Genomic DNA, 12176 nt, shown 5'->3' on the forward strand with positions numbered 1-12176 from the left:
GGAAGCGCGAGCGTGGCCGGCAGCCCGGCCACGCGCCGGCGGCAGGTACGGAGCGGGACCGGGCCGTCGGCCTCCGCCGCGTCGTCCGGTGCGCCGGACGCACCGGTACGCGCGGGCGGGGCATGCTGCTCGCGTGCGCGGACGTCCGTTCGTTCCATGGGTGGGGCCGGGCACACAGGGGGCCAGCTGAACTCGGCCCGTCACAGACGCGGGACACGCGCCCCCGGCCGCCCGGCACCGCGGAACCCAGCTCGGGCGGGGCTGGGGTTCAGGACCCGGAACGGGCCTCCGCGTGCTCCCGCGCCTCGGCGCGGGCGCCGGAAGCCACCACGCGCGAGGTGCCCGGGGTCCGGTCGAGGACGCCCGCCGTGACCGCCACGGCGAGTCCGGCGACGGCCAGCACCGCGCCGACCAGGGCGGGGGACGTCCAGCCCCAGCCCGCCGCGATGGCGACCCCGCCGAGCCAGGCACCACCGGCGTTGGCGAGGTTGAAGGCGGAGTGGTTGGAGGCGGACGCGAGTGTGGGGGCGTCCTTCGCCTTGTTCATCACGAGCATCTGCAGCGGTGTGGTCGTCATGAAGCCGATGCCGCCGAGCAGCACCACCATGACGAGCGCGGCCCACTGCACGTGCACGGTGAAGGGGAAGACGACGAGGACGACGGCCAGCGCCGCCAGCGAGCCGTAGAGGGTGGGACGCAGCGCCCGGTCGGTCAGCGGTCCCGCCGCCAGCGCGCCGAGGGTCATCCCGATGCCGAACAGCGCGAGGACGAGCGTCACCGAGGACTCGCCGAAGCCCATCGCCTCGGTCGTCATGGACGACAGGTACGAGTAGACGGCGAAGACACCCGCGAATCCGAGGACGGCGGTGAGCAGGCCGAGCATCACCTGGCGGTTGCCGAGCGCGCTCAGTTCACGGCGTACGTTCTGGTGCGCCTGGACGGGGATCTGCGGTACGAGGCGGGCGAGAGCGGCCATCGCGACCAAGCCGATCAGCGCGACCACCATGAAGGTGGCGCGCCAGCCCAGGTGCTGGCCCAGCAGGGTCGCCGCGGGGACACCGACGATGTTGGCGACGGTCAGACCGAGGAACATCGTGGCGACGGCACGGGCCTGGCGGCCGTCCGGCACGAGGCGCGCGGCGACGACCGCGCCGACGCCGAAGAAGGCCCCGTGCGGCAGACCGGCCAGGAACCGGCCGGCCAGCAGCCAGCCGAAGTCGGGGGCGAAGGCGGAAGCGAGGTTGCCGACGGTGAAGAGGGCCATCAGCAGCAGGAGCATCCGCTTGCGCGGGATCCTGGATCCGAGGCCGGTGAGCAGCGGCGCACCGAGGACGACGCCGATCGCATACGCCGACACGAGGTAACCGGCGGTGGGTACGGACGTTCCCAGATCGTCCGCGACGTTGGGCAGCAGCCCCATCATCACGAACTCGGTGGTGCCGATGCCGAAGGCGCTCACAGCGAGGGCGAGCAGGGCCAGGGGCATGGAAGGACCTTTCGGGCAGGAGGCCGTCCGTGCCACGGGGGACGGACGGCGGCGGTAGGTGCGGGAGCGTCGGCTTCGTTGCCGGGACGGGTTATGTATCCCGTCGGAACAAAGTCTCTCAGACGTTTTATGCCCGGACGTGAACATGCCGTTGCGGCGCGGTGTGATGTGTGCGTCACTCGGTGGCCGGACCCCGGCGCCGGAGCCTGCTCCCACTGCGCGGGTCCGCGCGGTCATCGCTCCGGCGCCGGCCGCCTCCGGGCGGTGAGGGGCCGTCGTACGGCGCCGGAGGACGCCGACAGCACGCCCGCGACCGCGAGTGCCGCACCCATCAGCACGGCACTCGTCCAGACGGGCGCGCGGAAGCCGAGGCCCGCGCCGAGGGCCGCCCCGCCCAGCCAGGGGCCCACCGCGGCGCCCACGTTGAAGGCGGCCGTGGCGAAGGAGCCCGCCAGGGTGGGGGCGTCCGGGGCGAGGTGGAAGACCCGGGTGATCAGCGTCGTCCCCGTACCGAAGGCCAGCGCCCCCTGGAGCAGGACGAGCGCGAGCGCCGCGACCGGGTGGGCGGCGGTCAGGGCCAGGGCGGCCCAGCCCAGGGCCAGGGCGGTCATGCCGAGCCCGATGACCGCGTCCGGGCGGGCATCGGCCAGGCGCCCGGCCAGGGTGACGCCCGCGAACGAGCCGGCACCGAACAGGGCGAGCACCACGGGCACCCAGCCCCCGCCGAACCCGGTGACCCGGGTGACCAGCGGTTCCAGGTAGGAGAACGCACAGAAGGTCGCCCCCTGCGTGAGAGCCATCACCAGCAGCGTCAGCAGCAGACGCGGCCGGCCGAGGGTACGCAGTTCGCTCCTCGCGCTCACTCGCGGCACGTCGCCGGGGCGGTCCCCCGGCACCGCCACCAGCAAGGCGACGGCCGCCGGTACGGAGACGAGCGCGACCGCCCAGAACGCCGAGCGCCAGCCCCACAGTCCACCGAGCGCCGCCCCCGCCGGGACGCCCACCACACACGCGACGGTCACCCCGCCGACGACCACGGCGGTGGCCCGCGCCCGCTGGTGCGGGGCGGCCATGGACAGCGCGGTGACCAGCGCCACCGCCCAGAACCCGGCGTTGGCGAGCGCCCCGACGGCCCGGGTGGCGAGCAGCACCCCGTAATCGGTCGTCATCGCGCCGATGACATGGACGGCGACGAAGACCGCGAGGAAGGACAGCAGGGCCCGGCGCCGGGGCCAGGTGCGTGCGGCCAGGGCGGTCAGCGGGGCGCCGACCACCATTCCGACCGCGAAGGCGGAGGTCAGCAGACCTGCGGCGGACAGTGAGACGTCCAGGTCGGCGGCGATGCCCGAGAGCAGGCCGGAGAGCATGAACTCCGATGTGCCCTGGGCGAAGACCGCCAGCCCGAGCACATGGACGGCGAACGGCAGACGAGTGTGTTTGACCATGGTGGTGCAGACCCCTTGTACGGAACCGCCGGGAAAGGACCGGTGCGCGCGGGGGATGCGGGCCGCGCCCGTCGCACGGCGAGGCGTGGGACGGCGACGCGACGGAATGCCGGTGCCGACGGACGTCCGTCGGCTGCTTCCGGCCGGGCCCGGACGTCGGCCCGCATCTCCGCGGGGTCCGGCGGCGGCCCGCGATCGGCGACACCGAGGCAGTGACCGACGAGGGGTCAGGGCCTGCTCACGTCCCGGCCGCCCGGGTCAGGAGTCGTGGGTGTCGCGGATCGGCCGCCGGCGGACCGGCGGCCTGAGTCTGTCGGACTCGGGGGTGGGCATGGCCGGGAGCATACCTCTTCACAGGGCGTGCGGGACCCCTCGCGCCGTGCGGGGGCGGATCCCGCGGCACCGCACGGACGGGGAGGGGGGCGGGACCCCGCACACGGACACGGCCCGCCCGGTGGGGTGGGCCGTGTCCGGTGTCAGCCGGCCGGTACGGGGGCGCTCCGCCGGTGCAGCTCCTCGCGGTAGGCGGCGAGGCGGGCGGTGCGCCCCACGGTCAGAGCCCCGACGAGGCGGCCCCCGCGGTGGTAACTGACCTCCATGCGCCGGGCCGCGGCGTCGTGTTCGACGACGCGGGCCTCGTCGGCCGCGCCGGGCAGGCCCACCGAGCGGATCCTGGCTCCGTAGAGGTCCGACCAGAAGGACGGCACCGCGTCGAGGGCGTGCGGGCTGTGCGGGGTGAGCATGGTGCGGGCGGCCGTGGCCGCCTGGTCGAGTGCGTCGTTCCAGTGGCCGAGGGCCAGCGGCCGTCCGTCGGCGAGCGGCTGCGGCACCCTGGCGGCGTCCCCGGCGGCGAACACCCCGGGTACGACCCGGCCTTCGGTGTCCAGGGCGCGCAGCCACCGGTCGCAGAGCACGCCTCCCCCGGCGTCCAGCCCGGAACCGGCCAGCCAGTGGGTGGCCGGGACGGCTCCCAGGGCCAGGACCGCCACGTCGGCGGCCACGGTCGTGCCGTCGCCGAGGACGGCTCCGGTGAGCGCGCCGTCGGGGCCGGACCGTAGCGTCTCGACGGTGGTGTCCACGCGGAGGTCGACGCCCGCCGTCCTGTGCAGGTCCGCGACGAACGCGCCGACCGCCCTGCCCGCCACGCGCTCCAGGGGCAGCCGGCCCGCCTCGACGACGGTGACGTCCAGGCCCAGGGCCCGGCCCGCGGCGGCCACCTCGCTCCCCAGGAAGCCCGCGCCGACGACCAGCAGCCTTCTGCCGGGCGTGAGTTCGGCACGCAGGGCGTGGGCGTCGTCGCGGTCGCGCAGGGTGAACACCCGCCGGGGCGGCGCGCCCCGGTCCGGCGGGAGGCGGCGGGCGGCGGCACCGGTCGCGACGAGCAGTCCGTCGTAGGCCAGCGTGGTCCCGTCCGCCAGGGTCACCGTGGCGGCTCGCGGATCGAGGGCGACGGCCGGACGGCCGAGCAGCCAGCGTGCCCGGATGCCGTCCGGCACGGGGAGTGCCGTGTCCGGAGGGCCGCCGGGCGCCGTCAGGGCCTGCTTGGACAGCGGCGGCCGGTCGTACGGGGCGTGGAGCTCGGCGCCCACGACGGTCAGCTCGCCCTCGAAGCCCTCCGCCCGCAGGGTCTCCGCGGCCCGCAGACCGGCGAGGGAGGCGCCGACGATCACCAGGTGGCGCCGGACGTCCCCGGTCATGACGCGGGTGCCAGGGTGATGGCGCGGACCGGGCAGGCGGCCGCGGCCTTCTCCACCTGGTCGCGCAGGGCGTCGTCGGGCCCGGGCTCGTACACGAGGTACTCCTCGTCGTCGAACGAGAAGACCTGGGGCGCCGCGAAGACGCACTGTCCGTGGCTCTCACACAGTTTCATGTCCACGGCGACGCGCATCGTGAACTCCCTCGGGATCGTGGTGGGTGGGTCGGCGGGGCCTGGCCGGCCGGTCAGGCGACGGCCGGGTTGAAGCGGGAGTAGGCGGGTTCGGACCAGCGCAGGCCGGACGCGGCGGTGATCTCGCGTACCGCCTCGACGGAGAACTCGACGAGACGCTGGGCGCCCGGCACACCCCGGGTCTCCTCCTCGTCCCAGACGGTGCGGGCGGTGCCGCTGAGGTGCAGCGCGGTACCGGTGTCCCAGCCGGGGACCAGGAGGCCGGCCGCCGGGTTGAGGAGGAGGTTGCCCAGGGTCAGGAACATGGCGTTGCCCGTGTAGTCGGGCCAGCGCAGCAGGGTCGGGGAGAGCACCTGGACGAAGCCCGGGTTGCCGCCCCGGTGGGAGGCGTCCGCGTCGCCGCGGTCGGAGGCCGTGGCGACGAAGAAGGTGTCGGCCTCGCGCAGCATCCGCTGCTGTCCGCCGGTGAGCGCGGTGGACCCGGTGACGGTGCGCGCGACGGTGGACTCGCCGGGGCCCAGGAACCGGTGGTCGCGCTTCTGCAGGTACTTGGGGCAGTTGGCGACGACCTGGTCCAGCTCCACCCGCAGGCCGTCCGGGGTCCGGACCGCGCGTCCGTTGACGCGCATCCTGCGCCGGGTGGCGGGTTCGATGCCGATCATGCCGATCCGGACGGCGGTCCCGTGCGCGCCGGTGAGGGTCTCGTGCAGCGGGTCACCCGGCTCGGGCAGCGCGTCCACGAGGAGGGTCCGCGGGTCGGGGACCCGGAGGAAGCCGGGTTCCCCGGTCAGCTGGGTGGCCCAGATCCGGCCGGCTCCGTCCGTCCCGCCCACCACCAGCATGGGCTGCGCGGCGAGGAACGCCGCCGCCACGTCGGGCACGGTGTCGCCGATGCCGCCCAGGGAGAAGTCCGCCTGGCGTTCCAGACCGGCTCGTTCCTGTACGGCGCTCTCGCCGCTGTGATACGTGGCCACGGCGTTCCTTTCGGGGCAGGTGCGGCCGGGTCTAGAAGAAGCCGCAGGTGGGCGCGCCGGTGGTGGGGGCGTCGGCCGGGTCGGCGCCGGCCGGCGCGTAGATCTCCAGCCGGATGCCGTCGGGGTCGTTGAAGAAGATGCCGCCCGAGGTGGCGTTCTCGCCGTGCGGGACGACGCCCTGGTAGGTGAAGTCGGCGTCCAGCGCGCGCAGCACCTCTTCGGTGGCCCTGACCTCCTCGACGGTGTCCACCTGGAACGAGAGGTGGTGCAGGCCGGGGCGGTCGGTCGCGAAGGTGCCGGTGCTCTGCTGCCACAGGGTGACCAGGAGCCGGGAGCCGCGGCCGAGGAACGCCCAGCGGCGGTCGCCCTCCTTGCCCTCGGCGAGGACCTCGAAGTCGAAGACCTCGCGGTAGAAGGCGAGAGAACGGTCCAGGTCGGTGACGTTCACGCCGACGTGCCCGGTCTGGAGGTTCTGTGCCTTGGTCATCGTCAAACACCTGTGCCTTCGTCGGAGCCACGAGTTGATCTCGTAACCGTTGAACATGACTTTAGGGGTTAGAGTCGGAGAGAGTCAACCGCTCATTGGCAGATGGCTGGTTAGTATCGGAGGGGAAACCGTTTTCACCTCGCCGGAAGGACCTCGCCGTGCCGCCCTCCCCCGCACCCGACCCGCGGCCGCTGACCGGTGAGCCGCTCGCCCTGGACCTGCTCAACACCCGGTGGATCGACGCCGAGGGCTCCCACGACCTGCTGGACGGCCTGGACGGGCTGGCGCTCTGGCTGTCGGCCCCGGCCGTACGGGAGCACCTCGGCACCGCCCGGGTGCCCTCCGACCACGCCACCCTCGACCACCTGCTCGGTGTGCGCGGGGCCCTCGACTCGCTGGTCCTCACGCCCGAGCGGCCCGATCCGGCCGCGGCCGGGGCGCTCAACGAGGTCCTCTCCCACGGGCGGATCCTGCGGAGCCTGGACACGGACGGCCGGCCCGGCTCGGCGGTCGAGGTGGAGGCCCCCTCCTGGCTGCCGGCCTGGCACGCCGCCGAGAGCTGGCTCCGGCTGATGGACGACCGGCCCGACCGGGTGCGCCCCTGCGCCAACGACGAGTGCGTCCTGCACTTCTACGACGTGTCCAAGAACGGCACCCGCCGCTGGTGTTCGATGGCCGGCTGCGGCAACCGGGCCAAGGCGCAGCGCCACTACGCCCGCCACCGCACGGTCTGAGGCCACCCGGTGGAACACCGCGGCGCCGGACTCCCCGCGTACTGGGGGGAGTCCGGCGCCGCGGTCGTCCGAAGCGGTCCTCAGGCGTCGAGCGGGTACTCCGTCCCCGCCGGACGCTCCCTGAGCTCGGCCCGGCGCACCTTTCCGGACGCCGTGCGCGGCAGGGACGCCACGAACTCCACGGACCGCACCCACTTCTCCGGGGGCAGTTCGGCGCACGCCCGGCCGAGCAGGTCACGTGCCGTGGCGGCCGAGGCCGGGCTGCCCGGGGTCAGGATCACGTACGCCTTGGGGGCCCACAGGCCGACCGGGTCGGGCACCGGGACGACGGCCGCGTCGGCCACCGCGGGGTGGCGGCGCAGCGCCTCCTCGAGCTCGCGCGGCGAGATGCGGTGGTCGAAGGACTTGAACATGTCGTCGGCCCGCGAGAGGTAGACCAGGGAGCCGTCCGCGTTCCGTACGGCCAGGTCACCCGTGTGGTAGTAGCCGCCGGCCAGTGCCTCGGCCGTACGGCCCGGGTTCCCCACATACCCCCGCATGACGCCCAGCGGCGCCGTGGACAGGTCCAGGCAGATCTCGCCCGGTGTCCCGTCGGCAACGGGTGTGCCGGACTCGGGGTCGACGAGGACGACGGTGTACCCGGGCAGCGGGAAGCCCATGCTGCCGGGCGCCGCCGGCCGGCCGGGCGGGTTGCCGATCTGCCCGGTGGTCTCCGTCTGCCCGTATCCGTCGCGCAGGGAGATCCCCCAGTCGCGGGCGACCCGCTCGATCAGGGACGCCTCCAGCGGTTCGCCCGCCGCGACGGCCTCCCTGAGCGCGGGCGGACGCTCCCCCAGTCCGAGACCCGCCAGCGCGCGCCAGACGGTCGGCGGGGCGCAGAAGGTGGAGACCTGGCGGGTGCGCAGGGCGTCGAGGATCGCGGCGGGACCCGAGCGGGCGGCGTCCAGGGCGAGCACCGTCGCCTCGGCGTTCCAGGGGACGAAGAGCGAGCTCCAGGCGTGCTTGGCCCAGCCCGGCGCGGAGATGTTCAGATGCACGTCGCCCGGCTGGACCCCGTTCCAGTACATCCCCGACAGATGGCCGACGGGGTAGCTGGTGTGGGTGTGTTCCACCAGTTTGGGCTTGGAGGTGGTGCCCGAGGTGAAGTACCGGAACAGCGGGTCGTCCGCCCGGGTGGGGCCGTCCGGCTCGAAGACGTCGGGCGCCTGCCGGAGGGCGTCGTAGGACCGCCAGCCCTCCGCCTCACCCCCGACGGCGAAGCCGGTCCACCCGCCCGGCAGGCCGGCGAACCGGTCCGTCAGCGCCGCCTCGGCGACGACGTACCGCACCTCGCCCCGGTCGAGGCGGTCCGCCAGCTCGGCGGGGGTCGCCGTCGTGTAGGTGGGGACGACGACGGCACCGGTCTTGACGGCGGCCAGCATCGTCTCCCACACCTCCACCCTGTTGCCCAGCATCAGCAGCAGGACGTCGCCCCGGCGTACGCCCGCGGCGCGCAGGGCGTTGGCGAGCCGGGCGGAGCGCCGCGACAGTTCGCCGTAGCCGTACAGTTCGTCGGTCTCCGGTCCGCCGGTGCCGACGATCCGCAGGGCGGGACGGTCCGTCCGGGTGGAGACGCCGTCGAAGTAGTCGAGCGCCCAGTTGAAGAACTCCGGCCGGGGCCAGCTGAACTCGGCCACCGCCTTCTCCAGGTCGGTGCGGTGGAGCAGCAGGACGTCCCGTGCGCGCAGGAACTCCCGCGCGGCGAGGTCCCCGGGCTGCCGCCCCTCGTGCCGTTCCCGGCTCATGCGGACTCCCCCTCACGGACGGGTATGCGGACGGGGGCCGCCGGGCGGCGGGCGGCGGTCGCCTGCCGGGGCAGGCGGACGGGTCCCGCCGGGCGCAGCACGTCCGCCGCGATCGCGTCGGCGTCCCGGTAGAAGAGGGTGCCGACGCCCGGGCGGCTGCTGCCCACCTGGGTGAACCAGCGGGTGTGCTCGGTCGGGATGCCGAGGGCGTACAGGTCGGGCTGGACCCGGCCGGAGGCGTCCACGACGTGGAAGGGGCTGACGGTGACGTCCAGACCGCCGGTCACGTGGCGGTCCCCGTCCGGGCCCTCGATCACATAGGCCCGGACCATGCCGTCGTCCACCAGCTGCCGGGTCAGCGGTGAGGTGTCGCGCAGCAGGTCCGGGGTGGGGATGCGGGCGTCGATCAGGGTCCGCGCGATTCGCTGGGAGCCGTGGACGCGGGGGGATCCGACCCGGAAACCGCCGGCTTCCGGTGCCGCCTCGAAGGCGGTGTCCGGACCCGCGACCTCGACGACGCCCTGCGTGATCAGGGCCCTGAGCTGTTCCACCCGTGCCATCGGCGGGCCGGCCGACAGCAGGGCGTTGACGGGCAGGAAGCGGCCGTGGAAGAACCCGGTGTGCGAGGCGGGCAGCAGCCCGCCGTGGTCGACGGCCTGGCGGACCACGTTGCGGATGTCCCGCAGCACGTCCAGTGCCGATTTCAACGGGCCGTCGAGCGTGCCGAGTTCGGCGGCGGCCAGGTCCTCGTCCATCACTTTCAGCAGGTGGGTGCGGAAGTCCTCGGGCGAATCGAAGACCTCCTGGCCGAACGGACGGGCCAGCGCGTCCAGGTCCACCGGCTCGGCGTCGGCCAGTCCGGCCTCCCTCAGCAGGGCGTGGCCGTCGCCGCCCTCGCGCAGCACCTCGGCGTGCGCCCGGGCGAACTCCTCGGCCGCGGCGGCCCCCAGGGCCCGCCGCACCAGCGTGGTGCGGTGGACGTGGTCGATCTCCGCACGGAGCAGCGGGAGCACGTCCTGCTCGAAGTCCAGCTGCCCGGTGCCGTTCAGGGCCCGGCGGCGCTCCCGGGCGCGTTCCAGCGCGTCGGGGGTGAGGAAGAGCGCGCGGTGGCTGTAGTGCGGCTCCTTCTGGTTGCGTCCGCGTGCGGGGATCGGCAGACCGCTGCGTGAGCCGGCGACGATCCGGGGTTCCCGGCCGCTCGGCCGGTAGCGGAGCACACCGTCGGGGCCGGTGCGGAACTCACCGCCGCGGCCCACGGTCAGGGCGAGCATCACGTCGTAGAAGGAGAGTCCGAGTCCCTTGACGCCGACGACGCTCCCCGCGGGGATCTCGTCCTCACCGAGGGGCATGTCCGCCGCGGAGTCACCGCAGAGGTAGCGGGTGCCGGGGGTCCGCGCGGCGAAGTCGAGCATCTCGCGTTCGAAGGCGCCCGGCGCGTTGACCGGGTGGCCCGTGGCCAGGACGACGCGGTCGGCCTCCAGCGGGCCGGGGCGGCCGTCGATCCCGAGGCGGTAGCCGCCGCCGGCGGCCGGCCGCACCGAGGTGATCCGGCCGGTCAGCGGCAGGATGTCCACATGGCCGGGCATCGCGGCCACGACGGTGTCGAGGACGTGGGCGAGGTACTGGCCGTAGCGGACGCGGGGGGCGTAGTCGTCGGGGCCGAGGAGTTCCTCGCCCGCCTCCCGGGCCCGCCGGGCTATCCACTCACCCAGCGAGGGTCCGGCGCCGGGGCGGTCGGGGCCGCCGTCCGGGTCGCCGGAGTACATGGTCACCTGGCTGACCACGGTGTTCATGGTGAACCAGTCGTCCTGGTCGGTGCGCCAGACCCGGCCTGCGCCGATCTCGGTGGCGTCGATCAGGTGGACGCGGACGGGCCGCGGCGTGCCGCCGGCCTGCTCCGCCTCGGCCGCCGTCCGCACGGCGAGCCGTTCCAGCACGGAGATGCCCCGGGGGCCGCTGCCGATGACGGCGATGACGAGGGGGCGCGTATCGGACGGGAATCCGGACACAGCTACTTCCTAACGGGTGAGGAGTGATACGCGACGTGCGGTCAGCTGGACGCCGGGGTGCCCCCGACGGCGTACCGGCGCTCGCCCAGGGCGGCCCGGTCGAAGGATTCCTGGGTGTACGAGAGCATGCCGAGCAGGTCGTCGGCCCGCAGTCGTTCGCGTTCGGGCGCGGGGAGCGCGCGGATCGGCATGGCGCCGGTGGAGTGCCACTGGAGGGCGCCGCGGGCGTCGATGTAGCTGCGGGACCGGTTGGCGTTGTCGGCGTGCAGGCAGTACGGCACGTCCAGCAGTCCGCGCCGGAACGCGTCGGCCAGGGCCCGCCCGGTGTCCGGGTGCAGCTCCAGGACGGTTTCCACCAGGGCGCGCGCCTCGGCCAGGACACCGAACTCCTGGTCCGCCGACGCGGTGGGACCCTCGCAGCCGGCGGCGGCCAGGGCGGCTTCCTCGAGGGCCCGCACGTTGTCCTGGATGGTGGGGATGCGGTGTGCTTCGGCGGGCGTCTTGACGATCATGCGTTCGGTCCCGGTGAGCACCGCCAGGCGGGCGCTGTCCCGCAGCAGTCCCAGCGCGCCTTCCGGGGTCCGGGGGAACACGCCCATGTAGGTGTAGAGGACGACGTGCCAGTCGATGCCGCCGAGGTACTCGCCCGCCAGGGTGCGCAGGGCCAGCAGCGCCTCGACGTCCTGGGCGTGGTGGGTCTGCTGGGCGTAGCTCAGCGACACGCTGCGCAACCCGCGCTGCCGGAAGAAGACGCCTTCCAGGACGGAGAGCGCGACGAGCAGTCCGGGCGGGCAGAGCTGGCCGAGCATGCAGCCGCCGAAGCTCTCCAGATGGGTGCCCGGACGGGACGCGAGCAGTTCGCAGCTGCGGGCCCAGGCGTCGACGGAGTCGTCCAGCGGTGTCCTGCTGTACGGCAGGCAGTAGGAGACCGGCCCGCCCTCCGTCGCGTCGAGACCCGCGTCCAGCAGGGCCTTGATGATGTGGTGCGGGTCCGCGGAGCCGTGGCGCACCTGGACCGCGAACCCGGAGTCGGTGAACGGGCCGGTCAGTTCACGTGTCGTGCCGGGGCCGTGGGCCACGATCGGATATCCGTTGAGGTCCGTGCCGTCGGCGAGTGCCCGGCGCGCCGACTCGTTGTCGCCGACCCGGGTGTAGCTGTCGATCGTCAGGGTGCCCACCGTCCGGGCGCGGGCCCGCTTCACCGCGTGCAGCCCCTCGCTCATCCGGGGGATGTCGGCGAAGCCCATCCTGGGCTGTACGACGAGTTCGCCGGCCCGCACGCCCGCGGCCACCGCGGCGGCGAAGGGTCCCTGCGCCGACGGGGCCGGCCGTGCGTCCGGGCGGCGCTGTACGGAGTGCTCCGCCATGG

General features: G+C 74.2%; 10 protein-coding genes. 1 reads left to right on the forward strand and 9 read right to left on the reverse strand.

What is annotated here, in order from left to right; genetic code table 11:
* Positions 1–268 precede the first annotated feature (268 nt).
* The 6 genes from ACHFIV_RS24415 to ACHFIV_RS24440 form a co-directional block, all read right to left on the reverse strand.
* Complete coding sequence (locus tag ACHFIV_RS24415; protein ID WP_398972866.1) at positions 269–1486, reverse strand: MFS transporter; 1218 nt, start codon at positions 1484–1486, stop codon at positions 269–271.
* Positions 1487–1719: 233 nt separating this feature from the next.
* Positions 1720–2913: a Cmx/CmrA family chloramphenicol efflux MFS transporter gene (locus ACHFIV_RS24420; protein ID WP_398973021.1), complete on the reverse strand. Its 1194-nt coding sequence runs from the start codon at positions 2911–2913 to the stop codon at positions 1720–1722.
* A 494-nt stretch (positions 2914–3407) separates the two neighbouring features.
* On the reverse strand, positions 3408–4628 hold the full coding sequence (locus ACHFIV_RS24425; RefSeq protein ID WP_398972869.1) for an NAD(P)/FAD-dependent oxidoreductase: 1221 nt from the start codon (positions 4626–4628) through the stop codon (positions 3408–3410).
* Positions 4625–4819, reverse strand: coding sequence for a ferredoxin (locus ACHFIV_RS24430; protein WP_398972872.1), 195 nt, complete (start codon positions 4817–4819; stop codon positions 4625–4627). The genes ACHFIV_RS24425 and ACHFIV_RS24430 overlap by 4 nt, the downstream gene beginning before the upstream one ends.
* A 53-nt stretch (positions 4820–4872) precedes the next feature.
* Positions 4873–5793 carry a pyridoxamine 5'-phosphate oxidase family protein gene (locus ACHFIV_RS24435; protein WP_398972874.1) on the reverse strand — a complete coding sequence of 307 codons (921 nt, stop codon included), beginning with the start codon at positions 5791–5793 and terminating at the stop codon, positions 4873–4875.
* 31 nt (positions 5794–5824) lie between these two features.
* Complete coding sequence (locus ACHFIV_RS24440; protein WP_398972877.1) at positions 5825–6280, reverse strand: VOC family protein; 456 nt, start codon at positions 6278–6280, stop codon at positions 5825–5827.
* Positions 6281–6438: 158 nt separating this feature from the next.
* Between ACHFIV_RS24440 and ACHFIV_RS24445 the strand changes: the two genes are divergently transcribed.
* Positions 6439–7014: a CGNR zinc finger domain-containing protein gene (locus ACHFIV_RS24445; protein ID WP_398972880.1), complete on the forward strand. Its 576-nt coding sequence runs from the start codon at positions 6439–6441 to the stop codon at positions 7012–7014.
* An 80-nt stretch (positions 7015–7094) separates the two neighbouring features.
* Here the strand turns inward: ACHFIV_RS24445 and ACHFIV_RS24450 are convergent, their stop codons facing one another.
* Genes ACHFIV_RS24450 through ACHFIV_RS24460 form a run of 3 tightly spaced genes read right to left on the reverse strand, consistent with a single transcriptional unit; the run spans position 7095 to position 12174 of the window.
* On the reverse strand, positions 7095–8798 hold the full coding sequence (locus ACHFIV_RS24450) for an AMP-binding protein (RefSeq protein WP_398972882.1): 1704 nt from the start codon (positions 8796–8798) through the stop codon (positions 7095–7097).
* Positions 8795–10807 (reverse strand): FAD/NAD(P)-binding protein, encoded by a 2013-nt coding sequence (locus ACHFIV_RS24455; RefSeq protein WP_398972885.1) that lies wholly within the window; start codon positions 10805–10807, stop codon positions 8795–8797. The genes ACHFIV_RS24450 and ACHFIV_RS24455 overlap by 4 nt, the downstream gene beginning before the upstream one ends.
* A 41-nt stretch (positions 10808–10848) precedes the next feature.
* Positions 10849–12174 (reverse strand): methylaspartate mutase, encoded by a 1326-nt coding sequence (locus ACHFIV_RS24460; protein ID WP_398972888.1) that lies wholly within the window; start codon positions 12172–12174, stop codon positions 10849–10851.
* Between the last annotated feature and the right edge of the window lie 2 nt (positions 12175–12176).

The organism is Streptomyces sp. ALB3, assembly GCF_044385685.1.
Taxonomy (GTDB): domain Bacteria; phylum Actinomycetota; class Actinomycetes; order Streptomycetales; family Streptomycetaceae; genus Streptomyces.